The 24475-nt window shown below is 37.7% G+C and carries 25 protein-coding genes; 10 read left to right on the top strand and 15 right to left on the bottom strand.

What is annotated here, in order from left to right:
• Positions 1-9: 9 nt before the first annotated feature.
• Together mglC and O1Q79_RS01110 are read left to right on the top strand one after the other, a co-directional pair.
• Positions 10-1017 (top strand): galactose/methyl galactoside ABC transporter permease MglC, encoded by a 1008-nt coding sequence (gene mglC / locus O1Q79_RS01115; RefSeq protein ID WP_386692555.1) that lies wholly within the window; start codon positions 10-12, stop codon positions 1015-1017.
• A gap of 183 nt (positions 1018-1200) precedes the next feature.
• Positions 1201-2490 carry an NRAMP family divalent metal transporter gene (locus tag O1Q79_RS01110; protein ID WP_386692554.1) on the top strand — a complete coding sequence of 430 codons (1290 nt, stop codon included), beginning with the start codon at positions 1201-1203 and terminating at the stop codon, positions 2488-2490.
• A gap of 92 nt (positions 2491-2582) precedes the next feature.
• On the opposite strand, the gene O1Q79_RS01105 is transcribed toward O1Q79_RS01110, so the two are convergent.
• From O1Q79_RS01105 to O1Q79_RS01060, 10 genes are all read right to left on the bottom strand, one after another.
• Positions 2583-2813, bottom strand: a complete 231-nt coding sequence (locus tag O1Q79_RS01105; RefSeq protein WP_386692552.1) for a zinc ribbon domain-containing protein — start codon at positions 2811-2813, stop codon at positions 2583-2585.
• Positions 2813-4012, bottom strand: a complete 1200-nt coding sequence (locus tag O1Q79_RS01100) for a Bcr/CflA family multidrug efflux MFS transporter (RefSeq protein WP_386692550.1) — start codon at positions 4010-4012, stop codon at positions 2813-2815. Before O1Q79_RS01100 ends, O1Q79_RS01105 begins: the two co-directional genes overlap by 1 nt.
• On the bottom strand, positions 4005-4706 hold the full coding sequence (gene rsuA, locus O1Q79_RS01095; RefSeq protein WP_386692549.1) for a 16S rRNA pseudouridine(516) synthase RsuA: 702 nt from the start codon (positions 4704-4706) through the stop codon (positions 4005-4007). Before rsuA ends, O1Q79_RS01100 begins: the two co-directional genes overlap by 8 nt.
• Before the next feature lie 93 nt (positions 4707-4799).
• Positions 4800-5801, bottom strand: coding sequence for a substrate-binding domain-containing protein (locus O1Q79_RS01090; RefSeq protein ID WP_386692548.1), 1002 nt, complete (start codon positions 5799-5801; stop codon positions 4800-4802).
• A gap of 42 nt (positions 5802-5843) precedes the next feature.
• Positions 5844-6785, bottom strand: a complete 942-nt coding sequence (gene rbsK, locus O1Q79_RS01085; protein WP_386692547.1) for a ribokinase — start codon at positions 6783-6785, stop codon at positions 5844-5846.
• A gap of 21 nt (positions 6786-6806) precedes the next feature.
• A complete protein-coding gene (locus O1Q79_RS01080; RefSeq protein WP_386692546.1) occupies positions 6807-7724 on the bottom strand; it encodes a dihydrodipicolinate synthase family protein in 918 nt (305 codons plus the stop codon).
• 3 nt (positions 7725-7727) lie between these two features.
• Positions 7728-8714, bottom strand: coding sequence for a phosphoglycerate dehydrogenase (locus tag O1Q79_RS01075; RefSeq protein WP_386692545.1), 987 nt, complete (start codon positions 8712-8714; stop codon positions 7728-7730).
• A gap of 4 nt (positions 8715-8718) precedes the next feature.
• Complete coding sequence (locus O1Q79_RS01070; RefSeq protein ID WP_386692544.1) at positions 8719-9996, bottom strand: TRAP transporter large permease; 1278 nt, start codon at positions 9994-9996, stop codon at positions 8719-8721.
• Positions 9997-10008: 12 nt separating this feature from the next.
• A complete protein-coding gene (locus tag O1Q79_RS01065) occupies positions 10009-10500 on the bottom strand; it encodes a TRAP transporter small permease (protein WP_386692543.1) in 492 nt (163 codons plus the stop codon).
• A gap of 53 nt (positions 10501-10553) precedes the next feature.
• On the bottom strand, positions 10554-11570 hold the full coding sequence (locus O1Q79_RS01060; RefSeq protein WP_386692542.1) for a TRAP transporter substrate-binding protein: 1017 nt from the start codon (positions 11568-11570) through the stop codon (positions 10554-10556).
• Positions 11571-11801: 231 nt separating this feature from the next.
• On the opposite strand from O1Q79_RS01060, the gene O1Q79_RS01055 reads away from it, so the two are divergent.
• The 3 genes from O1Q79_RS01055 (at position 11802) to O1Q79_RS01045 (ending at position 14945) form a co-directional block, all read left to right on the top strand.
• Positions 11802-12098, top strand: a complete 297-nt coding sequence (locus O1Q79_RS01055) for a type II toxin-antitoxin system MqsR family toxin (protein WP_386692540.1) — start codon at positions 11802-11804, stop codon at positions 12096-12098.
• A gap of 2 nt (positions 12099-12100) precedes the next feature.
• Positions 12101-12496 carry a type II TA system antitoxin MqsA family protein gene (locus tag O1Q79_RS01050; protein WP_132301520.1) on the top strand — a complete coding sequence of 132 codons (396 nt, stop codon included), beginning with the start codon at positions 12101-12103 and terminating at the stop codon, positions 12494-12496.
• 187 nt (positions 12497-12683) lie between these two features.
• Entirely contained in the window at positions 12684-14945 is a 2262-nt protein-coding gene (locus O1Q79_RS01045; RefSeq protein ID WP_386692539.1) for an NADP-dependent malic enzyme, read from the top strand.
• A gap of 59 nt (positions 14946-15004) precedes the next feature.
• On the opposite strand, the gene nagE is transcribed toward O1Q79_RS01045, so the two are convergent.
• From nagE to serB, 3 genes are all read right to left on the bottom strand, one after another.
• A complete protein-coding gene (nagE, locus tag O1Q79_RS01040; RefSeq protein WP_386692538.1) occupies positions 15005-16462 on the bottom strand; it encodes an N-acetylglucosamine-specific PTS transporter subunit IIBC in 1458 nt (485 codons plus the stop codon).
• A gap of 197 nt (positions 16463-16659) precedes the next feature.
• A complete protein-coding gene (locus O1Q79_RS01035) occupies positions 16660-17151 on the bottom strand; it encodes a YajQ family cyclic di-GMP-binding protein (protein WP_132301564.1) in 492 nt (163 codons plus the stop codon).
• Between the two features lie 11 nt (positions 17152-17162).
• Positions 17163-18107: a phosphoserine phosphatase gene (serB, locus tag O1Q79_RS01030; protein ID WP_386692537.1), complete on the bottom strand. Its 945-nt coding sequence runs from the start codon at positions 18105-18107 to the stop codon at positions 17163-17165.
• 70 nt (positions 18108-18177) lie between these two features.
• Here serB and O1Q79_RS01025 point away from each other — a divergent pair, with 70 nt between their 5' ends.
• From O1Q79_RS01025 to purN, 5 genes are all read left to right on the top strand, one after another.
• Positions 18178-18846, top strand: a complete 669-nt coding sequence (locus tag O1Q79_RS01025; RefSeq protein WP_386692536.1) for a YtjB family periplasmic protein — start codon at positions 18178-18180, stop codon at positions 18844-18846.
• A 188-nt stretch (positions 18847-19034) separates the two neighbouring features.
• On the top strand, positions 19035-20147 hold the full coding sequence (gene ald / locus O1Q79_RS01020; protein WP_386692535.1) for an alanine dehydrogenase: 1113 nt from the start codon (positions 19035-19037) through the stop codon (positions 20145-20147).
• A gap of 79 nt (positions 20148-20226) precedes the next feature.
• A complete protein-coding gene (locus O1Q79_RS01015) occupies positions 20227-21588 on the top strand; it encodes a sodium-dependent transporter (protein WP_386692534.1) in 1362 nt (453 codons plus the stop codon).
• A 156-nt stretch (positions 21589-21744) separates the two neighbouring features.
• Positions 21745-22782 carry a phosphoribosylformylglycinamidine cyclo-ligase gene (gene purM, locus O1Q79_RS01010; RefSeq protein WP_386692532.1) on the top strand — a complete coding sequence of 346 codons (1038 nt, stop codon included), beginning with the start codon at positions 21745-21747 and terminating at the stop codon, positions 22780-22782.
• 56 nt (positions 22783-22838) lie between these two features.
• Positions 22839-23477: a phosphoribosylglycinamide formyltransferase gene (gene purN, locus O1Q79_RS01005; protein WP_386692531.1), complete on the top strand. Its 639-nt coding sequence runs from the start codon at positions 22839-22841 to the stop codon at positions 23475-23477.
• 44 nt (positions 23478-23521) lie between these two features.
• On the opposite strand, the gene O1Q79_RS01000 is transcribed toward purN, so the two are convergent.
• Positions 23522-23794 carry a type II toxin-antitoxin system RelB/DinJ family antitoxin gene (locus O1Q79_RS01000; RefSeq protein WP_386692530.1) on the bottom strand — a complete coding sequence of 91 codons (273 nt, stop codon included), beginning with the start codon at positions 23792-23794 and terminating at the stop codon, positions 23522-23524.
• 94 nt (positions 23795-23888) lie between these two features.
• Entirely contained in the window at positions 23889-24242 is a 354-nt protein-coding gene (locus O1Q79_RS00995; RefSeq protein ID WP_386692529.1) for a ComEA family DNA-binding protein, read from the bottom strand.
• Positions 24243-24475 lie beyond the last annotated feature (233 nt).

The raw sequence follows: 24475 nt of genomic DNA, 5'->3' as shown, positions 1-24475 counted from the left end.
AAGGTTGTTATGGTTATTAAAGACAATAAAACGTGGGATTTTTTCAAACAAAATGCCATTTACTTTGTGTTATTAATTTTGCTTTTAGTGATTATTGTACAGGATCCAAGTTTCTTGACATTGCGAAATTTTAGTAACATTCTGACCCAATCCTCTGTGCGATTAATTATTGCACTGGGTATTGCCGGTTTATTGGTAGTGCAAGGAACTGACTTATCCGCTGGTCGTCAAGTGGGTTTAGCGGCGGTGGTTTCTGCGACAATGCTACAAGGTATGGACAATCTTAATCGTGTCTTCCCTGATTTACCTGAAATGCCAATTATTGCGGTGGTTTTGCTGGTTTGTGCTATCGGTGCATTAATCGGTTTGCTGAACGGCTTCGTGATTGCGGTATTAAATGTGACACCATTTATTGCCACCATGGGAACTATGATTATCGTCTATGGAATCAACTCCCTCTATTATGATGCTGTAGGTTCCTCACCAATCGCCGGCTTTACTGAAAATTTTTCCGACTTCGCACAAGGCTTTTTCCGACTTGGTTCGTTTAAACTCTCTTATATTACGATTTATGCCATTGTTGCCACGATTATTATGTGGACGCTTTGGAATAAAACCCGTTTTGGTAAAAACATCTTTGCGATTGGCGGCAACCCAGAAGCAGCCAAAGTATCAGGGGTCAATGTGGTTACAAATTTATTAGTGATCTATACCCTTGCAGGTGCATTCTACGCTTTCGGTGGTATGCTTGAAGCAGGTCGTATCGGCTCTGCCACTAACAACCTTGGCTTTATGTATGAAATGGACGCTATCGCAGCGTGCGTAGTCGGTGGTGTGTCATTCGCTGGTGGTGTGGGTACCATTATCGGTGTGGTGACGGGGGTGTTAATTTTTACCGTCATTAACTATGGTTTAACCTATATCGGGGTCAATCCTTACTGGCAATACATTATCAAAGGTTCAATTATTATTTTAGCGGTGGCGATTGATAGCTTGAAATATGCGAAGAAAAAATAGCTAAAAAACACCGCAGTTTATCTATAAAAACACGAAAAACCGAGCCTTGGCTCGGTTTTTTATATTATCCAGACCACAATTTAGAGATAATTATTTTATTTTCCTTAAAATGATAATGACAAAACATAATTTTATGCTATATTTTAGCTTTCAAACCATAAAAATAACCAAAGGAAGCAAAATATGTCTGAAAATAAAATGAACGAAAAGGCTTCTCAACCAGAAGCTGAAAAATCCACCTTGAAAAGTAAACTCAATGCCTTAGGACCAGGTATTCTGCTCGCATCCGCTGCTGTTGGTGGTTCACATATTGTCGCATCAACCCAAGCAGGAGCGATTTATGGCTGGCAATTAGCCATTATCGTTATTCTGGCTAACCTATTTAAATATCCCTTTTTCCGCTTTGGTGCCCAATATACCTTAGACTCGGGAAATTCCTTATTAGAGGGTTATTTAGAAAAAGGAAAACTCTATTTATGGGTATTCTTCTTACTTAATGTATTCGCGACCATTATTAATACCGCTGGTGTTGGTCTATTATGTGCTGCGATTTTAACTTTCGTATTGCCATTTCCAGTACCGCTCCCCACTTTAAGCCTTCTTGTTATCGGAGGCTGTACGGCAATTTTATTATTGGGCAAATATCGTATCTTAGATGGTTTGTCCAAACTGATTATGATTGCCCTCACCGTCACCACAGTTGCCGCTGTCGTGATTGCTTTTATGCGTAATGGTATTCAAGGTGTCGCACCGCAAGATTATGTTTCCCCGAATCCATGGAGCTTAACCGCATTAGGCTTTATTGTGGCATTAATGGGCTGGATGCCCGCACCGATTGAAATCTCTGCCGTAAACTCCATGTGGGTAGTGGCAAAACGCCGTTTTACTAAAGTGTCTTATCAAGATGGTATTTTTGATTTTAATGTGGGTTATATTGGTACGGCTATTTTAGCCCTTGTATTCTTAGCCTTAGGTGCATTAGTCCAATTTGGTGCAGGTGACACCGTAGAAATGGTCAGCGGAAAATATATTGCACAATTAATCAATATGTATGCTTCCACCATTGGTGAATGGGCAAGAGGCTTAATTGCCTTTATTGCATTTATGTGTATGCTCGGTACCACACTTACCGTGCTTGACGGCTATTCTCGTGCCAATGTGGAAAGTTTCCGTCTTATTTTAGGCAAGCAAGAAAGTCGTCCAAGTATTTTAAATAGCGCAATTTTATTGGCGGCGCTTTCTGGATTAGCGGTGATTTTCTATTTTAACAACGCAGTCGGTCCAATGTTAAAATTTGCTATGATCGCCTCTTTTGTCTCCACTCCAGTGTTTGCCTATTTAAATCTTTCTTTAGTATTAAAAGGGAAACATAAAGTCAGAGGTGGACTATTCTGGTTATCTATCATCGGATTAATTTACTTAACTGGCTTTACCTTGCTATTTATTGCCAATCAATCTGGTTTATTTAACTAGGAGCATTAGGTACTAAAAAAAGTGCGGTGGAATTTATCAATGTTTTTAAAATCCTACCGCACTTTCTAGTTTAAATCTATTAAGTTACCTAACTAACCATTCCACCACATTGCTACTCCAATCACTAATACAAATACCACCAACCAAAACAACTGTACTTTTACATTCTGATGATTTAATTGCTGATTATGTAATCGACGTTGTTCGAGTTTTTGACGGTAAATTTCTAAATCTTCCTCTTTAAAAGAAAAGCCACAATGGGGACAACTTTCCACACTTTCACTGATTTTTCGCCGACATTCGGGGCAACGTTGTAATACCATTATTTTTTCCCTTTTAGCGTTCTATAGGTTAAGAAATAATAAGTTAACACCGCAACAATCACACAAGCTACCATGGAAAATAACATTGGTTTTGCGCTTTCCAGTTTAAGTAAGGCGACTAATGAACCTATCGTTGCACCCAAACCAAAACGCACTGTGCCAGCAATAGAATTTGCTGTTCCGGCAATGGTCGGAAATTTTCCCAGAATCGATGCCATCGCATTTGATGAAATTAACGCATTTTGTCCCACAAACACCGCTACACCGATTGCCATAGGCCAAAAGCCAAGATCCAACATCGCAACCAAAAGTAACCACATACCAGCAATGAATTGTACCAACAAGCCACCTTGCAATAATTTTTCAGCCCCTAATTTACTCACAAAACGTCCGTTAATAATCGAACCGATACTCATCACGCCCACATTCAACATAAAGAAATAACCAAAGTTCTCTACCGGCACACCATATAAATCAATATACACAATGGAGCCAAGGGTTAAGAATACAAACATCCCCCCGAAACCAAACCCAGATGAAATCATATAACCTAGCACTTCTTTTTGTTTCCATATCGTCGCAAAATTACGTGCAATAGTATTCAAACGTAACGGTACTCTATTCTCTTTTTTATGAGTTTCAGGTAATACAAAAAATACCAACAAGATACTAAGTACACCGGCAAAAGCAATAATATAAAAAATCATCGTCCAATGAAAATAGGTAACAATATAGCCCCCTAAAATCGGAGCAATTAAAGGTGCTACCATGACGATTAACATAATCAACGACATCATTTTCGATAGTTCATTTTTATCAAACAGATCTCGCAACAAAGCACCGACTAATACCACAGGAGAGGCACCGAAAAAGCCTTGCACAAAACGAAGTGCGGTAAAATGTTGAATAGAATCTACCGCCGTCAACGCAAAAGCAGAAATGGCACCCACTATAATGCCTAATAAAATGATCGGTTTACGCCCATAACTATCACCGATAGGTCCCCAAAATAACTGACCGATCGCCATACCGAAAGTAAACAACGTCAAGGTATAAGGCACCTGCTCTGGGTTCACCTTTAAATCGTGTGCAATACTCAGAAAAGCCGGCAAATACATATCAATACCTAGTGGTGGTAACATGGATAGAATGCCTAATGTTAAGGTAAAAAGTACGCTAGCTTTATACGTTTTAGTCATTTATCACTCCTGAAATTTCTTCTTTGGTTAAGGCACGAAATTCGCCTTCATCTAAACCCTCATCTAATATAATATTCCCAATACGCCAACGGTGTAACCCCACCACTTTATTACCTAATGCCGCAAACATCCGTTTCACCTGATGATAACGTCCCTCGCTAATGGTTAAATTTACGTTGTAATCGTCTAAAATTTCTAATTTCGCTGGTTTGGTAGGCTCTTTTTCACCACGCAACAAGATTCCTTGTTCACAGGCTTGTTGATAATTAGTTTCCACAGGATCAGCTAACGTCACTAAATAGGTTTTCTCGCAATGATGTTTTAGCGACGTAATACGATGTGACCATTGACCATCATCAGTCAACAGTACCAGCCCCGTAGTATCCATATCTAACCGCCCTGCACTATGCAATTTGCCTGCTAACGGATAATCAAAAAATTGATAAATGGTCGGATATTCACCGTCATCATTGGAACACACTACGCCTTGCGGTTTATGCAGCATAAAATACTGATGTCCCTCTAACCATTCAAGACGTTCACCCTCAAATAAAATCTCATCTTGTGAAGACACTTTTCTCGCCCCACTTTTCTCAATTTCTCCGTTAATTTGCACCGCACTTTGTTTTAATGCTCTGGTAGCTTGGGAACGGGTTAAGCCGGTTTGTTCGGCGAGGAATTTATCTAATCTCATTATATTTTTCCGTTTTTGTGTGAATTGGTTATTGTACTATTCTAATTAGAAAAAGGCTAATGAGAAAAAAGCTGGTAAGATAAATGAAAAAAATTAGCGTTTTATCACCGACTCACGCCATACCAAACTCGGATCCAACATCAAAGTGCGGTAATTTTTATCTGAATTTTTAATCTGTTGTAACAATGTATCCACTGCCATTTCCGCCAAGCGATTTTTGGGCTGATGAATGGTGGTAAGAGGTGGGCTTAAGAATGCAGACAAAGCGATATTGTCATAACCGATAATCGACATATCTTGTGGCACGGACAACCCTGCTCGCCATAAAGCTTGATAGGCACCAAGAGCAATGGTATCACTACAACAAAACACCGCTGTTGGTCGTTCGTTTTGGCTGAGTAACTGCTCCATTCCCCAAATCCCACCGTTAAAATTAAAATGGCTTTCAATGATCCACGGATCAAAAATCGGCAAATTATGCTCGCTTAACGCCTGTTTAAAGCCTTTTAAACGGTTTTGTGCCAGCGGTTTTTTTAGGCTTCCTGTGATAATGCCAATTTTTTGATGATGATGTTCAATTAAGGTTTTTGTCGCCAAATAACCACCAAGTTCAGAATTTTCCACGATTTTATCGGCAAAAACTTCAGTTGGCCACCAGTCCATAATCACACAAGGCAAGGTTAAATTTAAGGGTTTGGCTTGTTGGGTCTGAAAGTGGCTTTCGGTACACATTAACAACAAACCGTCCACTTGCTTTTGAATCAGTGTTTGGATATTTTTTTCTAGGCGTTGTTGATCATCATCGGTATTACACAAAATAAGATTATAATTCAATCGGTTACAATAACGTTCCACATTCGCCACCACTTCAGCAAAGAACGGGTTGTCGCTGGTGGTGACTAACATTCCAATGGTGCGAGTTTCTTTAACTTTTAGGCTACGAGCAAGGGCTGATGGCGTATAATTCAGTTGGTTCACCACTGCCATCACCTTGACACGCATTTCTTCGCTGACATTAGGGGCGTTGTTAATGACTAATGACACAGTAGATGTGGAAACCTGTGCGATCCGTGCGATGTCTTTCATTGTTGCCATAATAAATTTCTATCTCATTGGAATTTTCCTCCAACAATATTATCAATGTGTGGTTAAAAAATCCAACGTTTCTGCTCTAGTCGGAATAGACGGCTGCGCCCCTTCTCTGGTAACACTAATCGCCGCTGCTGCGTGAGCAAAACGAATGGCATCTTGTAACGGTTTGCCGTCTAATAAGGCAATTAAAAATGCACCATTAAACGTATCCCCTGCGGCGGTGGTGTCAACGGCTTTCACTCGAAAACCTGCTACGATTTCTTGTTGTCCCTGATGGCTTACATAGCGACTTACAAACACACCTTTTGACCCCAACGTAATCAACACGGTTTCAATACCTTTTTGATGAAAAACTGATGCAGATTTCACCGCACTTTCAAGGTCGGTGACTTTCACCCCAGTCAGAATTTCTGCTTCAGTTTCGTTAGGCGTAATCATTGCAAGATTTGCCAATAATTCATCAGGCAATTTTTGTGCAGGAGCAGGGTTTAACACCACTTTTACGCCGTTATTTTTGGCGATTTGAGCGGCTTTGATCACGGCGGGCAATGGCGTTTCAAGTTGCATTAATAACATATCTGCTTGCTCAATTTGGCTTCGGCTTTGCTCAACAATTTTTTCATCTAAACAACCATTCGCACCAGCGGAAATCACAATGCTATTTTCGCTACTCGCTGCCACTTGAATCATTGCAATGCCTGTGGTTTGGTGGGCGATTTGATGAACAAATTGAGTGTTAATGCCGTCCTGCTCAAAGGCTAGTTTCATCGTCCGACCGATGTCGTCATCACCAATACAGCCGATAAAATTCACTTGGGTATTTTCATCACTTAACCTTGCCGCTGCCACCGCTTGATTCGCCCCTTTGCCACCGTAGGCAATGTGGTAATGGTGTCCTGTGAGTGTTTCACCTGGTTTGGCGAAATGGGGAACGGAAATAACGTGATCGGCGTTGATGCTGCCTAGGATAGTGAGTGTTTTTTTCATAAATAACCTTAAATGATAATATTATTTAATTTTTCTACGATATAGATCAGATCCTTGCATAATATGATCAAGCAATTCTTCCACCGCCCAATATTTTTCTTTAATATCTGCTGGAATCACTCGAGAGCCATAATGTTTGAATGTGCCAATTTTAACGTGCATTAATTTAGCAAAATTTGGATAACCAAAACTTTCGGCTGCCCCACAAATCGCAAGGAAATGGGCTAATTCCTGAATGATAGGATCTTGGCTTTCTTTATTTTTATACAAATAAGCATATAAATCAGGGTGAATATTATTAAATACCCCTGAAAATCCTTGAGAACCTGCTTTCATTGCATCAAATGCAATCGCCGCATTCGCATTCACAATTTTTAATTTACTGTTTTTGGTTAATTCAAGTCGGCGTTTAACAGTGGCTAAATCACAAGAAACATCTTTTAGCACCACTATATTATTAAAACCAGCAAAATATGTAATTTCTTCATTGGTTAATAAACGGCGATAAGGTACAGGACATTCGTATAATCCTAAAGTTATATCTTTTGGTAACGCAGATAATAATTTTTCAAAATTTGCTTTTAAAATCGCAGTTCCTTCATTATTTGGATCTAAACGATTAGTAATTAATATCACCGCATCCGCACCTGTATCATACATTGCCTGCAATTCTGCCACTTGTTCATCAAACGTTGCACCAGTATGCCCTGAAGTGACCACAGGAATACGACCTTTAGTTTGATCGATAACAGTTTGCGTTATTTTGATTTTTTCTTCCAGTGAAAGATAAAGGATTTCACTGGATTGACAAGTGGCAAATAATGTATCTGCTCCATTATCAATATACCAATCTGTCAGTTTTCTTAAGCCATCATAATCTACTTCATTGTTTGTAGTAAATGGGGTTAGCATGACGGGGATAATGCCTTGAATTTCCATTTTTTATTCTCCTATAAGTTCTTTATTAATTACATATGGTTCCAATGCTTTATAATCATGATTTAAATAATTTAGAATATTTTTAATACATCTTTCCGTAACAAATTGACGGGCATTCAAATCCATGCCTGAAACGTGCGAAGATAAAATAACATTATCCATTTTTCTTAATTTTGATAACGAATCTAAAGGTTCTTGCTCAAAAACATCTAAACCTGCACCTAATATTTCTTTATTTTCTAATGCTGTTACTAAGGCTTTTTCATCAATAAGGGGACCTCTTGATGTATTGATTAAAATAGCGGTATTTTTCATTTTCTTAAATTCTACTTCAGATAATAAATGCCGAGTATCTGGTGTTGATGGTGCATGTACAGAAACTAAATCTGAATTAGCTAATAAATCATCTAATGAAATAGATTCTAAATTAAATTTAGCAAGATCTTCCGCTCTAGCAAAAGGATCATAAACTTGAACTTTCATTTTCAATCCTAAACAACGCTCTGCCATTGCTTGACCAATACGTCCAAAACCAATAATACCTGCATTTTTTCCCCATAAACCAGGATGAAAATCAGTAAACCCCCAGTCACCTCTTTTTAAAATTTGATCATGTTTTGGTAATTCACATGCCAAACTTAATGCTAAAGCAATAGCATATTCTGCTACACTTTCATGATTTCCACCAAAAGCCATAGCTAGTACAATATTATTTTGGGTTGCAGCATTCACATCAACGTGATCATAACCTACTCCCCAACGAGCAATAATTCTAAGATTTTTAGCTTTTTTTAACACATTTTCGGTGTAAGGCTCTCCACCTGCAATCGTTGCTACAACATTATCATCTAGCAACTGAATTAGTTTTTCTTCGGTTGGTAAACGTTTTGTTTCATTAACAATAACCTCAAAACCAGCATCAACTAAAGGTTGGAAAATAGGATCTCCATTTTTAAATTGTTCTGTATTTACAAGAATTTTATTTTTCATAATATTACTCCATTAGATTTGGTAAATATGTGGATAAAATTGGGAAATAAATGAGTATTACAATGGCAATGGCTTCTGCCAATAAAAACGGAAGTATCGCTTTAAACATTTTTAGTACAGGAATATCACCAATTTGACAAGACACAAAAAGGCAAATACCTACTGGTGGGGTCATTAAACTTAATGTACCAGACAATAAGAACACCATTGCGAAATGCATGTCATCAATACCCAACATACGAGAAACTGGCAACATAATTGGAACTAATAACAGAGCTTGTACCCCAGGTTCTAGGAAAAATCCAACAATTAATAATGCCACCATAACAAAGAGCAAATAGTAAGTTGGTGATACCGAAAAGACGGTTAATAACTCTGATATTTCAGTAAAAGTACCTGTAATGGTCATTACATAGGAAATAACCGAAGCACCAGCTACCACCAAATATAAACTGGCAGTGGTACGAATAGATTTTTTCAACGCTTTAATAGTTTCTTTATTACCTAAATTTTTAAATATGAAACGAGAGATAATAAAAGCATATAAACATGCTACACCACCAGCCTCTGTTGCGGTGAAAGCTCCTGACAACGTTCCAACCACAATAAATAATGGAATTGACATCACTAATACACTTTCAATTATAATTCGCTTTTGTGATTTATTTTTCTCAAATTGAAAAGTGTTTTTTGGCAAGTCACCTTTTAGTCCATAGATAAAAATAACGACAAAACAAGCTAGGGCTAGCATAAGACCAGGAATAATACCTGCGAGGAATAATTTAATAATAGAAACTTGAGCAACCGATGCATAAACAATCATAATTACTGATGGGGGAATAATAGGTCCAATCATTGAACTTGCTACAGTAACTGCTGCTGCAAAACTTTTCTTATATCCTTCTTTTGGCATACCATTAATAAATATTTGACCAAGGGCTGCAGTATCAGCAATCGCTGTGCCTGATATCCCCGCAAATAATACCGAAGCTAAAACATTAGCGTATGCTGTCCCCCCTTCAATTGCCTTAGTTAATTTAGCTGAAAAGGCAATTAATGTATTGGTAATTCCACCTCTATTCATGAATTCACCCGCTAAAATATAAAATGGCGCAGCTAATAAAGCAAAGTTATCTAATGATGTAAAAAAACGTGTTGGGATCATTGTCATTGGAAGATCTGCAAACCAAGCCCCAATACTTCCAGATAACCCTAGAGCAATAGCAATGGGGATCCCAATAATAACTAAGGTAAAAAAGGCGATAATAGGTAATGATTGCATTTTGAACCTCTCTTATTTATAACTAAATTTTGTTAGTAAAAGACACATTGATTGAATACTTAATATGGCATAACCAACAATAACGGAAGCATAGGGGATAGCCATAGGTATTCCCATTGTAGGTGATAATTGATGATAATTTTTTAATAATAGCGGAACACCATAATAAAAAATAATAAATGCCAACACACAATAAGATAGTGTAGAAAGTATCAGCACACATTTATTTAATAATTTAGAATTGAAAATATCAACTAAATTTATCACCATTTCCTCCCCACGATAAGCAACCGCACCTGTTACTAAATAAACAGACCAAACAATGGCATATCGCAAAAATTCCTCTGTCCAACTAATCGGCATATTTAATGCATAGCGAAAAAATACAGATACTGCATTAATTATCACAATAATAGCCAGTATCGCTGCTCCTACACTTTCTGTAAAAATCGTTATTTTTTTATTAATATTTTCAGCATAGTAATTTAAATTATTGGCGCTCATTAGATCCTCCATATAATTGAGAAGAGTTTCCTCTTCTCAATTAGAAACAAAGTTTAATAGGAATATACTCTTTGTTCGGCATTTTCAACATCAGATATAACCTGCTTAATAAATTCACTTCCAAATTCATTATTTAAGTATTCAAGAACTGGTGACTGAGCTACTTGTTTAAATTTTTCTTTCTCTTGTGCTGTACTAATATGAACCTGCACACCTTTTTGTTTGATTTTTTCTATATCATCAAGATAAGCTCTACCCTTACCTGAAATCATCAAAGAAGAGTAAAGAGACAAACCATCTTTAATTACTCGTTTATTATTTTCATTTAATTTATTAAACCACTGTGCATTAGTTACTACAAAAACACCAGAAAAAATATGTTCATCAAGAGACATGTATTTAATAACATCAGCCCATCCACCATTAATAATCGTTGGCGGTGGGTTTTCACCTCCATCCACAACTCCCTGTCTAATAGCCATGGCTGATTCTGTAAATGGTACTGGTGTTGGAGCTGCTCCAAAGGATGAAATCATTTTCATCATTACTGGACTCTCCATTGATCTTAATTTTAATCCTTTAAGATCTTCAGGGGATTTAATCGGCTGTTTATTATTAACAAAATTTCTAAATCCATCAGCTGCATAATCCATGATTTTTAAATTTGTTTTTTCCTCAATTTCAGATTTAACAGCTTTCATCGTTATGCTATTTCGCATGAAATCTAATGCGACTGAAGATGATTTAAATAAATAAGGAATACTAAAAAATTGTATTTTTGGATAGAATGAAGCAAAAGCCCCATCAGTAGTCGCTGTAATTTGAAAGAAATTTTGTTGAATTCCCTCAAGAATTTCTCTATCCCCGCCCACTGTACCTTGTAATAATTGAACCTTTATTTCATTATCAGAATGAAATTCTACATACTTCTTAAATGCATTCATTGCTATCGTTTCAGGATTATCCGCATTAGGTAGGGTTGTGGCAAAGCGAATTGTTTCAACGGCTAAAGCATTTGCAGAAAATAATACCGAAGTGGCTAATAATGTTTTGATTAGATTTTTGCTCATTTTGTACTCTCCTATAATGTTCAATTGGGTAGTAAAATCAATATCGAAACGTTTCGATACAAATTTAACCAAACAATATAGTAAATTCCCAAAGGAAAAAAGCACTTTTTGCTGAATTTGTGAGCTGGATCACAAATTTTCTTTTTTACAATAAAAGCGTTGAATATTTCCCTTGTAAAATTTATCTAATAGATTAAAATATAGCAAATAGATAAATTACTTCTAAACCAAATGGAAAAACGAACGCCACATTGTAAACTTGAAAAAGTCAAAGAGCTTATTGCTCAAAGTAAATACACACAAACCCAGTCTGCTTTGGTTGGTGCGGCTCAAATGGGAATTGACCATAATACAATGATCGAGATTGTGAATGCGTTAACGCCTGCCGATTTTTATAAAAGTATGACGACCTATGCTAATCATACTATTTGGCAAGATGTTTATCGCCCCAATACGGAATATGGCAATATTTATCTCAAGTTAACTGTAATTGATGAAGTATTAATTGTTTCATTTAAGGAGCTATAAGGATGAAATGTATAGAATGTAACACAGGTGAGTATATTCAAGATGTACGTGATATGTCTTATACTTACAAAGGACAAAAAACCGTTATTCCTGCGGTTTCAGGTAAATATTGTAGTCATTGCGATTCAGTATTAGTTGACCCTATTGATGCTCAACGTGTTTCAGAAACGATGATTGAATTTAATAAACAGGTTAATGCGACATTAGCCGATCCGCTTTATATTCAACGTGTTCGTAAAAAATTAAAATTAGATCAACGACAAGCTGGTGCTATTTTTGGTGGTGGCGTAACTGCATTTTCTCGTTATGAAACAGGAAAAGCCACACCACCAGTAGCATTAATTAAATTATTAAAAATTTTGGATAAACATCCAGATTTATTGACAGAAATGGCTTAACTTCTATTTAGGTTAGGGGTATTCCCCTAGCCCAAATAACAAATTCTCCCCAAACTTTTCTATTACCTCATTTCCCCCCTAACAATTTATTGCAAAAATTTGCCTTATATCACATTTTTTTATTTGATTTTGTTTTATAATGGCAAAATTGTTTGTTTCATTAATCACAATAAAAAGGATCAAAACTATGTCAGATTTACGTCAAGCTGCTTTAGATTTTCACGAATTTCCAAAACCTGGAAAAATTGAAGTTACTCCAACCAAATCACTAGCCACTCAACGAGATTTAGCACTTGCCTATTCGCCAGGGGTTGCAGAACCATGTTTAGATATTCAAGCAGATCCCGCTAAAGCCTATCGTTATACATCTAAAGGCAATTTAGTGGCAGTGATTTCTAACGGGTCCGCGGTACTTGGGTTAGGTAATATCGGGGCATTAGCAGGTAAGCCTGTAATGGAAGGGAAAGGCGTGTTATTTAAAAAATTCGCTGGTGTAGATGTGTTTGATATTGAGATTGATGAAAAAGATCCCGATAAATTAGTGGAAATCATTGCCTCCCTTGAGCCAACTTTTGGGGGGATTAACCTTGAAGATATTAAAGCCCCTGAATGTTTCTATATAGAGCAAAAATTACGTGAACGTATGCACATTCCTGTCTTCCATGATGACCAACACGGTACAGCGATTATCAGCTCGGCGGCTGTGTTAAACGGTTTACGTATTGTGGGTAAAAAAATTGAAGACGTGCGTTTAGTCGCATCAGGTGCAGGTGCCGCCTCGATTGCGTGTTTGAATTTATTGGTTTCGCTTGGCATGAAACGGGAAAATATCGTGGTTTGCGACTCTAAAGGGGTAATCTACAAAAACCGTGATGACCGTATGGACGACACCAAAAAACTCTATGCCATTGATGATAACGGCACACGTTCATTAGGCGATGTGATTGAAAATGCGGACATTTTCTTAGGCTGTTCCGCCAAAGGCTTATTGACTGCTGAAATGGTAAAATCCATGGCAGCCAGTCCATTAATTTTGGCATTAGCGAATCCTGATCCTGAAATCACTCCACCTGAAGCCAAAGCAGCTCGTGCCGATGCGATTGTATGTACTGGTCGTTCTGACTATCCTAACCAAGTCAACAATGTGCTTTGTTTCCCATTCATTTTCCGTGGTGCATTAGATGTAAGTGCGACCACCATTAATGAAGAAATGAAAATGGCGGCAGTGCATGCTATTGCAGATCTTGCTCTTGCAGAACAAAATGAAGTCGTTACTTCGGCTTATGGTGGCAACGAAGTGTCTTTCGGTCCTGATTATATTATTCCAAAACCATTCGATCCACGCTTAATCGTGCGTATTGCTCCAGCGGTAGCGAAAGCGGCAATGGATAGCGGTGTGGCAACTCGTCCAATTACTGATTGGGACGCTTATTTAGAAACATTAACGCAATTTGTTTACAAAACCAATTTGTTTATGAAACCAGTGTTTGACCAAGCGAAAAAAGACAAAAAACGGGTCTTATTAGCGGATGGTGAAGAAATCAAAATTTTACACGCAGTACAAGAAATTTCTGGTCTTGGTATTGCTTACCCAGTGTTAGTGGGTCGTAATGAGGTTATCGAACAAAAAATCAAAAAACTAGGCTTAAAAATTGAAGCTGGTAAAGATTTTGATGTATTAAGCACCGATAACCCAGAAATTTTTGAGAAATGTTGGACGCTATACCATAATAAAATGAAACGTAATGGCGTGACCAAAGCGATGGCACAACGTAGAATGATTAATAATTCAGCAGCTATCGGTTCCGCTTTACTCGAATTAGGTTATGCTGATGCCATGTTGTGCGGTTTAGTAGGAACTTATTCAGCCAGCCTTGGTTTATTAAAAGAAATCGTAGGCGTAAAAGAAGAAGTGAAAGTCCCAGCCACAGTGAATGGACTCGTTCTTTCTGACCGTAACTTATTCTTAGCCGATACTTTTGTCAACACCGATCCAAGTGCAGAAGAATTGGCAGAAATCACTTTAATGGCTGCCGAAGAAGTACGCCGTTTTGGTATTGAACCTCAGGTTGCGTTGATTTCTCATTCTAACTACGGCACATCTGATCACCCAAGTGCGGTGAAAATGCGTCAAGTTTTACAATTAGTGAAAGCTCAAGCCCCTGATTTAATCATTGATGGCGAAATGCACTGTGATGTGGCATTGACTGAAAGTTTACGTAATGAAATGATGCCAGATAGCCCATTAAAAGGTGCAGCTAATTTATTGATTATGCCAAATATGGAATCAGCTCGTATTAGCTTAAACTTGCTACAAGGTACACATACCCCGATTACTATTGGTCCAATTTTAATGGGTATCAAAAAACCAGCTCATATTTTAACCTCAAAATCCTCTGTTCGCCGTATTATTAATATGGTAGCAGTGGCTGCAGTGAAAGCACAATAATCGTATAAATATTCAAAAATGCCCTGTTTATTACAGGGCATTATTTTTATAAAGTTATTTTAATTTACTTTTTTCATCGCCTCTGCAACAAATTCTGCCTCTAATCCCAGAATAACTTGTAAACCATTATCGCCCATTTTGACTAGACCTTTTGAACCTAAGGCTTTGAGTTGGGATTCATTAATTTTACGCATATCTTGCACAGTTAAACGTAATCTTGTGGTGCAATAATCAATATTGCTAAGATTTTGTTTACCGCCTAATGCTTTTACAAATTGTACGGCTTGTTGCTCATAACTGGTATTATTTTGCTCAATATTTTCAACCACTTCATCATCTTCACGACCAGGGGTTTTCAAGTTGAACATTTTGATCACAGTACGGAATATCACATAGTAAATCGCAGCAAAGACCAAACCTTGAACAATCAGCATATACCAATTCACTGCCAATGGATTACGAGAAGAAAGCACCATATCCACTAACCCCGCACTAAATCCAAAACCAGCGATCCAGTGCATTGATGCGGCAATATAGACAGAAAGTGCGGTTAATAATGCGTGTACTAGATAAAGTACAGGTGCAACAAACATAAAAGCAAATTCGAGTGGTTCAGTAATACCAGTAAAGAACGAAGCCAGTGCCGCTGCAAACATAAGGGAAGCAATCTGTGCTTTTTTGGCTGGTTTGGCACTATGATAAATCGCTAATGCAGCGGCTGGTAAACCAAACATCATAACAGGGAAGAAACCTGCCTGATACATACCCGTTACACCAACCACGGCTTTACCATCAGCAAGAGATTGAGCACCACCTAAGAAATTTGGAATATCATTGATACCCGCCACATCAAACCAGAATACAGAGTTCAAGGCGTGATGTAAGCCAACAGGGATCAATAAACGGTTAAAGAAAGCATAAATACCTGCACCAGTTGCACCTAAATCTTTAATCGATTCACCGAAAGACACCAAGCCACCAAAAATCACAGGCCAAACATAAAGTAACACAAAGGCAACAATAATCATCACCAAAGACACCACGATTGGCACTAAGCGTTTACCACTAAAGAAAGCCAAGGCTTTCGGCAATTCAACGGTATGGAAACGATTATATAACTCAGCAGAAATCACCCCGACTAAAATCCCAATAAATTGGTTATTAATTTTATTAAAGGCGGCTGGAACTTGATCGGCTGGAATACCTTGTAATTGAGCGACCGCTGCAGGGGAAAGCAATGTTGTTACCACTAAATAACCCACTAAACCTGAAAGTGCGGCAGAACCATGTTTATCTTTTGACATACCAAAAGCCACACCAATAGCAAATAGGAAAGGCATTTGATCGATAATCGCTCCACCCGATTTAATTAACAATGCTGCCAGTTGACTATTAGCTCCCCAACCGTCTGGATCAAGCCAATACCCCACACCCATTAATAGTGCAGCGGCTGGTAAAGCTGCCACAGGCACCATTAATGCTCGCCCAATTTTTTGTAAATAATTAAGAGTACTCATAATATTCTCCTTAAAATTTGAAGTTTTTATTTATTTCTTTACAGCGAAAGAAAGTTTACTCCATTTTTTATGAAAAAAATGTGATCTATGTCATAATTTTTAATAAAGAATGATAATTTTTCACAAAAGATTCACAAAAAAAGAGCTGATAAAAATTCAGCACTTTTTGTTAGATTAGGGTTAGATCCTAAAATAGGTTAATCACGAAAATTATTAAACTGGAACGGTTGACCTAATTCTGCACCTTTAACTAATTGAATGGCAGCTTGTAAATCATCACGGGATTTTCCGGTGACGCGCACTTGTTCCCCTTGAATTTGGGTTTGTACTTTAATTTTGCTATCCTTAATTAATTTCACCAGTTTCTTCGCCATATCGGTTTCAATACCCTGTTTTAATTTAATCTCTTTGGAATACAATTTGCCATGATGCTCACTTTCGGACGGAACATCTAAAGATGTGCTATCAATATCACGTTTAATACACGAGCCGATTAAAATTTCTAACAGTTGTTCCAATTGGAAATCTGATTCAGACGTGATTTTAATGCTTTCGTTCTTTTCATTAAGCTCAATCACCGCTTCTACGCCACGAAAATCATAGCGAGAGCTTAAAACACGATTGGCATTTTCCACAGCATTACGCACTTCGTGCATGGTGAGTTCAGATACAATATCAAATGATGGCATTTTTTGTTCTCCTATTTAGTTAAATTAGCAATCCGATCACTGGCACTTAGCAAGCACAGCAATCCTGTTAGATCCGCAAAGTTTACCACAACTTGAGCCTGTTGTTGTACTTTCGGTTTAGCGTGGAATGCTGCTCCAAGATCGGCAACACTCATCATGGCGAGATCATTCGCACCGTCACCAATAGCCACTGTATTTTTAAGATCAATATTAAACTGCTGAGCTAATTGCTGTAATACCTTAGCTTTATATTGTGCATGCACAATATCGCCTTTTACTTTGCCTGTCAGTACGCCATCTACAATATCAAATTGGTTAGACACAGCATAATCTAAACCTAACATATCTTTCAAATAATCCGCAAAATAGGTAAATCCCCCTGATGCAATAGCAGTTTTCCAACCGTATTTTTGCAATTCGCCGACTGTTTCTTTTAAACCACCCATTAAAGGTAAATTTCGGCGAACATCAGCCAAAATGCTTTCTTTTGCGCCTTTTAAAGTACCTACTCGACGACGTAAACTTTGTTCAAAATCCAGTTCTCCACGCATAGCAGCCGCGGTAATTGCAGACACTTCTTCACCAGTTCCCGCCAGTTTGGCAATTTCATCAATACATTCAATTTTAATCGCAGTGCTGTCCATATCCATCACAAGCAAACCCGATTGGCTTAATTTCGCATGAAAATTAAGCACTGCGGCATCTAATTGTAGCTCGTGAGCGTAAGCAATAAATTCTGGGCTAAATTCTCCTTGCATTAAAAGCACCACATTATTGGCCATTTCCCAACAATCAAAAAGCTGAAAATTTTCACCGCACTTTTGTTGGAAAGCCATTAATTTTTCAAGATTTAACTGTGAGCTAAATAAAATAGAATAACCTTGTTTTTCCTGTACTTTCTGCTCAGCTAAAAGTGCGGTGGGAAAATGGGGAAATTTTTGTAAAATAGTTTGCATAAGAAATCCTGTTAATTTTTTATTGTAGTGCTACAATCATACATTATTACAAAATATTTGGGTAAATAACTTGCAAATAATCAAAGAAAAATTAGTAAAATTCAGTATGATACTGATCATCTGCGTCCTTTGTTTAAGCGTGGTCGGAGTAATTTTATTTGGTGTTAAACAATTTCAAATTGGATCACAATTAGCCAGCGTGAACCAAGTGGCAAATTTGTCTCATTTGTTGGTGCGACAACAAACTAATTTCCTTTCTACCCTATTGGTAAATAATGCCAAAACCGAAAAATTTAATGAAAATTTAGATAATCTGACCAAAGAAAGTTTTATACTCGATGCTTCTTTATATGCAAATAATGGTCAACTATTAGCCCAAAGTAGTAATCATTTAAACTGGCAACAACAGCTAGATCCAGTAAAAAATAATGAGATGGTCACGCAGCAAATTGTGGAACCCATTTATTCCGCAAATGGATTGGAAGGTTTTTTACGCGTCACGTTTGATGCCAAGTATGGACAAACGACACAAAGTAAAATCAATCAGATTTTTTATCAACTATACGGCGAATTATTTATTATCTTCTTAGCTGGTGTTATTTTGGCCAGTTCCGTCCATTATTTTCTAAGCCATTTCCGCCGAGTGAGACGGCTTGAACTTTCTGCAATAAACGTTCCTTCCAAAAAAAGCAAAAACACTGCAAGTAAGAATTTTCACCGACGCCGTAGAAGAATTTAATATCAACAAATAGTCAGTAATCAATACAATATCTTAACTTTATCTTAACAAATAGTGATTAATTTCGTAATTTGTGATCAAGTTCACATTAATTTTCTTTCCGACCATGTATAATGTTATCCAGATGTTAATGAATAATTACATCCTCACATCTTATCTTTATTACTCATCCCTTTCAGGAGGAAATTATGATTATAGGTTGTCCAAAAGAAGTTAAAGTTCAAGAATATCGTGTTGGTTTAACCCCAGCAAATGTGCTAGCTTATGTGGAAGCAGGACATACAGTTTATATTGAACATGATGCTGGAACTGAAATTGGTTTTAGTGATGCAGATTATCAAGCTGCCGGTGCTACATTAACAGATAAAACCACTTTATTTGCCAAAAGTGAAATGATTATTAAGGTCAAAGAACCTATCGAAAGCGAATATCATTATTTCCGTGAAAATCAAATTCTCTATACTTATCTTCATCTTGCCGCTGATAAACCACTCACTGAAATGCTGTTAGCGAAAAAAATTCAAGCTATTGCCTATGAAACCATCAAAACGTCAACCGGCTTACCTTGCTTGGCACCGATGAGTTCTATCGCCGGTCGATTAGCAACATTAGAAGCGGCAAAATATATTCAAAAAACCTTTGGTGGTAAAGGTGTCTTATTAAGTGGTACGGCTGGCACCCCCAAAGCGAAGGTGGTGATCTTAGGTGGAGGTGTAGTTGGTTTGAACGCCGCCCAAATTGCCATGGGTATTGGTGCAGATGTAACCATTTTAGATATAAATGCTGTTCGTTTAGCTTACATTGATCAAATTTTTGGCATGAAAATTAAAACATTAACCAGTTCTCGTGGTAATATTCTCCACTTGCTGCCTGATGCAGATGTGGTGATTGGCGCGGTATTAATTCCCGGAGCAAAAACACCGCACTTATTAACCCGTGAAGATCTTAAATTAATGAAAAAAGGTTCTGTGTTAGTCGATGTGGCTATCGACCAAGGTGGTTGTTTTGAAACATCCAAAGCGACCACCCATGTTGATCCGATTTATGAAGTAGAAGGTGTGATCCATTACTGTGTGGCAAATATGCCGGGCTGTGTGGCAAGAACTTCTACCCTAGGTTTAACCGATTCTACCTTACAATACGGCTTAGAAATTGCAAAATTAGGTGTAGCGAAAGCCTGTCTTGCTGATCCTGCTTTATTACAAGGATTAAATACTTATGCTGGATATTGTACATTCAAAGGTGTAGCGGATGCTTTAAATATTGAGTATATGGAGCCTGAAACTGCATTGACCCATTAATTTTATTAAATTTTAACCGCACTTTCCGTTATTTTGAGATAGTGGAAAGTGTATTTTATCGATAGGAAAGAGGAATCTTATGTCAGTGAATGGAACAGAAAAACGCCAAACGTGGTCAAGTCGTTTAACCTATGTTCTGACGGTGGCCGGTGCAACTGTTGGATTTGGTGCAACTTGGCGTTTTCCCTATTTGGTTGGGGAAAATGGGGGCGGTGCTTATGTGATGTTGTTTTGCATTGCTATGATTGTAATTGGTATTCCGATGATTCTAGTGGAAAATGTGATTGGTCGCCGTATGCATAAAAATGCGATAGATGCTTTTAGTGGAACGGCAAACGGTAAGAAAATTCATCCGGCATGGAAAATTTTAGGTTACATGGGATTGCTTGGGGCATTTGGTATCTTAGCTTATTATATGGTACTAGGTGGCTGGGTGCTAACTTATATCGGTAGCATTATTAGCGGAACACTGGATTTATCTGCGCCTGTAAGTCCTGAAACCACATCAAGTTTCTTTACTACTTATATTCATAACAGTCCATTGACAATTTTAGGTTATACCGCACTGTTTGTATTAGCAAACTACGTTATTTTGGCAAAGGGTATTATGGATGGTATTGAACGTTCGGTAAAATTCTTAATGCCGTTGCTATTTATTTTCTTGTTAGTGATGATTGTACGAAATGTCACTTTACCGGGTGCAGCACAAGGTATTGAATTCTATTTGATCCCTGATTTTTCAAAAATCACCAAAGAGTTATTTGTATTTGTGTTGGGACAAGTTTTCTTTGCGTTAAGCCTTGGTTTTGGTGTATTAATCACGCTATCAAGCTATTTAGATAAAAAAGAAAATCTAGTTAAAACAGCCACGATTACCGCCGTGATGAATACCTTAATCGCGCTTGCTGCCGGCTTTATGATTTTCCCATCCTTATTTACTTTTAATGTACCTCCCAATTCAGGACCAACCTTGGTATTCCAAAGTTTACCGATCGTATTTTCTCATATGTGGCAAGGTTCAATTTTCGCAGTCATTTTCTTTAGTTTGTTGATTATTGCGGCATTAACGACTTCATTAACCATTTATGAAGTGCTGATTACCGCTTTACAAGAAAAAACTCGCTTAGGTCGTAAAGCATCGATTGCTTTAGTATTAGGCGGTATTTTTCTATTAGGTAATATCCCTTCCGTATTAGGTGATAATGAATGGCAAAATATAACCATTATTGGGCGAAGTATTTTTGATGCCTTTGATTACATTAGTGGTAATATTCTGTTTATTTTAACCGCACTTGGTTGTGCCGTATTCGTTGGATTTGTATTAAAAGATGAAGCCAAGCAAGAATTAAATGCGGGTGAAAAACTCACTGCAATTTGGTTTAATTATGTGAAATATGTAATTCCCGTGTTGATTTTGGTGATTTTTGTGTATTCTTTATAAAATAAATCTTTTACATAAAGCCCCCCACTCCCCGATTGCAAAATTGGGGAAATTTTTTATGGCTTTTTTTGTTTGAAATACCCGATAGCAAACGTTTACCTCAATTCTCAAAATCGGTATAATAGCCCCAATTTTTGAATACAAAAGGACAACATCGTGAGCAAACCATCATTAAGTTATAAAGATGCCGGCGTGGATATTAACGCTGGTAATGAATTAGTTGAACGGATTAAACCGCACGTAAAACGCACTACTCGCCCTGAAGTGATTGGCGGTTTAGGTGGTTTCGGTGCATTATGTGCGTTGCCAAGCAAATATAAAGAACCGATTTTAGTTTCAGGTACAGACGGTGTTGGCACCAAATTACGTTTAGCGATTGATTTGAAAAAACACGATACGATTGGGATTGACTTGGTGGCAATGTGCGTCAATGATTTAGTGGTGCAAGGTGCAGAACCGTTGTTCTTCTTGGATTATTATGCCACAGGAAAATTAGAAGTAGATGTGGCATCCGATGTGGTGAAAGGCATTGCGGAGGGTTGTGTACAATCAGGTTGTGCCTTAGTTGGCGGTGAAACAGCGGAAATGCCGGGTATGTATCACGCTGGTGATTACGATTTAGCTGGCTTCTGTGTTGGCGTGGTGGAAAAATCTAAAATTATTGACGGTTCGCAAGTACAAGCGGGAGATGCGTTAATTGCATTAGCTTCAAGTGGTCCACATTCCAATGGTTATTCTTTAGTGCGTAAGGTGATTGAAGTATCAGGTGTAAACCCTGCCACAGAACAGTTGACAGGTCGTCCGTTAAGCGAACAAGTGCTTGCACCGACCAAAATTTATGTCAAATCGGTGTTAGAATTGATTGAAAATGTTGATGTGCATGCGATTGCTCATTTAACTGGTGGCGGTTTCTGGGAAAATATTCCACGAGTTTTGCCACAGAATCTGAAAGCGGTCATTAATGAAAAAAGCTGGCAATGGCAGCCTGTGTTTAAATGGTTGCAAGAAAAAGGCAATATTGAAACCTATGAAATGTACCGCACCTTTAACTGTGGTGTAGGCATGGTGATTGCATTACCACAAGCAGATGTGGAAAAAGCCTTGACAGTGTTGCGTGCAGCAGGTGAAGACGCTTGGTTAATTGGTCAAATTGAACCGTTACAAGCAGGCGAACAACAAGTGATTATTCAATAATATTCGGGGCGGATCGATATGTCCGCCCTTAATGTTTCAATTTAATACCTATCTTTATGAAAAAAATCGTTATTCTTATTTCAGGTTCAGGCACCAATTTACAAGCGATTATAGAGGCTTGCGAAAATAAAATGATTAATGGGCAAATTGTGGCTGTGATTAGCAATCAAGCCAATGCTTACGGTTTAGAACGTGCCAAAAATGCCAATATTCCCACCGCACTTTTTGAACGTAAACATTATCCAAATAATCTGGCAATGGATTTAGCCATTGCGGATTTTATTGCTGATCTTGGGGCAGATTTGATTGTGTTAGCTGGCTATATGAAAATTCTCACCGCTGAATTTACCCAACGCTTTGCTGGCAAGATTTTAAATATTCATCCGTCATTATTGCCAAAATTCCGTGGCTTAAACACCTATCAACAGGCTTTAGAGGCTGGCGAAACGGAACATGGTACATCGGTGCATTTTGTGAATGAGAAAGTAGATGGCGGTGCCGTTATTTTGCAAGCTAAAGTCCCGATTTTCCCTGACGATAGCATAGAAGATATTCAACAACGAGTGAAAACACAAGAATTACAAATTTATCCTTTGGTGGTGAAATGGTTTGTTGATGATCGCTTGAAAGAAATTGACGGAAAAGCCTATTTAGATGGTCAATTACTTTCGCCACAAGGGTATGCCATAGACTAAAATTTAAAATAGTTCGGCGTGTGTACCAAGTCTGATCAATCGTATTAACTATCTTGTACAATTTCTTCAAAGCTATTGTAGGTTTTTAGATGGTTAGTCTTACGATTTTCAATCGTTTCTAACATTGCCAATCTGGTCACTGCATTTGGCGTATCAGCATGATGATCAAATGATAATGGCACCGATTTAGTATCTGCAATTTGATTTAAAAATAGCTTAATCGCTTGTGACGGTGTTAATCCGTAGCTTTCGATCACCGAAAATGCACGTTCTTTTAAGCGAGAGTCCAGACGAATATTAAAGTTAATGCTAGTCATTTTTTTATCCTTTCAGTTTTTGATATAAAGTACCAAAATTGTAAAGCCATTGCCATTACATTGCAATGACTTTTAATTAATGATTGGCAAATAACTAGAAAATAATCCGATCTTTATTTTTATCTAAAGTAGCTTGACCAATACCTTGTACGTCTAATAACTGATCTAACGAAGTGAAAGCACCATGCGTTTCACGATATTGCACAATGGCTTCAGCTTTTTTAGCTCCGATCCCCGTTAAGGCTTTTTGAATTTCTGCGGCGGAAGCGGTGTTAATATTTAATTTATCACCAACTACAGTAGCTTGTGTTTCAGTTGCAACCGTTTGTGCAGTAACTTGCTGAACGGCTGTTGTGGCTGGTTGTGCGGTTTCTGCGAATACGTTTGCACTGCCTAATAATGAGCCAGCTAGTACCACTGTGCCGAATAATGCTTTAATGGATTTCATAAGGTTTCCTTGTTGAAAATAAATATTGATTTTTTGTGTTGAGCATATTGGAAATAAACTCAACGGGGTGTAATTTCAAGCAAAACCCTAAAACTCTCAAGAAATTCACCGCAGTTTTGGAATACATATCACAAAAATAATAAAAAATGAGGGGAAAAGTGGGGGTGAAAAAATTTCGTGGGGATTATGAATAAGAAATTATGAAATAAGACAAAAATAAAAGAGTCATGGCG

The sequence above is a fragment of the Lonepinella sp. MS14434 genome (genome assembly GCF_042468235.1).
In the GTDB taxonomy this organism is placed as follows: Bacteria; Pseudomonadota; Gammaproteobacteria; order Enterobacterales; family Pasteurellaceae; genus Lonepinella.
The sequence above is the reverse complement of the archived record's forward strand: the minus strand, read 5'-3'. Positions and strand labels throughout refer to the sequence as shown.

Coding starts and splice junctions, on each gene's coding strand:
- O1Q79_RS01070 (WP_386692544.1), bottom strand. CDS start 9,996: ATGCAATCATTACCTATTATCGCCTTTTTTACCTTAGTTATTATTGGG.
- O1Q79_RS01105 (WP_386692552.1), bottom strand. CDS start 2,813: ATGGTATTACAACGTTGCCCCGAATGTCGGCGAAAAATCAGTGAAAGT.
- O1Q79_RS00995 (WP_386692529.1), bottom strand. CDS start 24,242: ATGAAATCCATTAAAGCATTATTCGGCACAGTGGTACTAGCTGGCTCA.
- O1Q79_RS01055 (WP_386692540.1), top strand. CDS start 11,802: ATGGAAAAACGAACGCCACATTGTAAACTTGAAAAAGTCAAAGAGCTT.
- O1Q79_RS01015 (WP_386692534.1), top strand. CDS start 20,227: ATGTCAGTGAATGGAACAGAAAAACGCCAAACGTGGTCAAGTCGTTTA.
- ald (WP_386692535.1), top strand. CDS start 19,035: ATGATTATAGGTTGTCCAAAAGAAGTTAAAGTTCAAGAATATCGTGTT.
- O1Q79_RS01090 (WP_386692548.1), bottom strand. CDS start 5,801: ATGGCAACAATGAAAGACATCGCACGGATCGCACAGGTTTCCACATCT.
- O1Q79_RS01075 (WP_386692545.1), bottom strand. CDS start 8,714: ATGAAAAATAAAATTCTTGTAAATACAGAACAATTTAAAAATGGAGAT.
- rsuA (WP_386692549.1), bottom strand. CDS start 4,706: ATGAGATTAGATAAATTCCTCGCCGAACAAACCGGCTTAACCCGTTCC.
- nagE (WP_386692538.1), bottom strand. CDS start 16,462: ATGAGTACTCTTAATTATTTACAAAAAATTGGGCGAGCATTAATGGTG.
- mglC (WP_386692555.1), top strand. CDS start 10: ATGGTTATTAAAGACAATAAAACGTGGGATTTTTTCAAACAAAATGCC.
- O1Q79_RS01060 (WP_386692542.1), bottom strand. CDS start 11,570: ATGAGCAAAAATCTAATCAAAACATTATTAGCCACTTCGGTATTATTT.
- O1Q79_RS01100 (WP_386692550.1), bottom strand. CDS start 4,012: ATGACTAAAACGTATAAAGCTAGCGTACTTTTTACCTTAACATTAGGC.
- O1Q79_RS01065 (WP_386692543.1), bottom strand. CDS start 10,500: ATGAGCGCCAATAATTTAAATTACTATGCTGAAAATATTAATAAAAAA.
- O1Q79_RS01080 (WP_386692546.1), bottom strand. CDS start 7,724: ATGGAAATTCAAGGCATTATCCCCGTCATGCTAACCCCATTTACTACA.
- serB (WP_386692537.1), bottom strand. CDS start 18,107: ATGCAAACTATTTTACAAAAATTTCCCCATTTTCCCACCGCACTTTTA.
- purN (WP_386692531.1), top strand. CDS start 22,839: ATGAAAAAAATCGTTATTCTTATTTCAGGTTCAGGCACCAATTTACAA.
- O1Q79_RS01000 (WP_386692530.1), bottom strand. CDS start 23,794: ATGACTAGCATTAACTTTAATATTCGTCTGGACTCTCGCTTAAAAGAA.
- O1Q79_RS01110 (WP_386692554.1), top strand. CDS start 1,201: ATGTCTGAAAATAAAATGAACGAAAAGGCTTCTCAACCAGAAGCTGAA.
- O1Q79_RS01035 (WP_132301564.1), bottom strand. CDS start 17,151: ATGCCATCATTTGATATTGTATCTGAACTCACCATGCACGAAGTGCGT.
- rbsK (WP_386692547.1), bottom strand. CDS start 6,785: ATGAAAAAAACACTCACTATCCTAGGCAGCATCAACGCCGATCACGTT.
- O1Q79_RS01045 (WP_386692539.1), top strand. CDS start 12,684: ATGTCAGATTTACGTCAAGCTGCTTTAGATTTTCACGAATTTCCAAAA.
- O1Q79_RS01050 (WP_132301520.1), top strand. CDS start 12,101: ATGAAATGTATAGAATGTAACACAGGTGAGTATATTCAAGATGTACGT.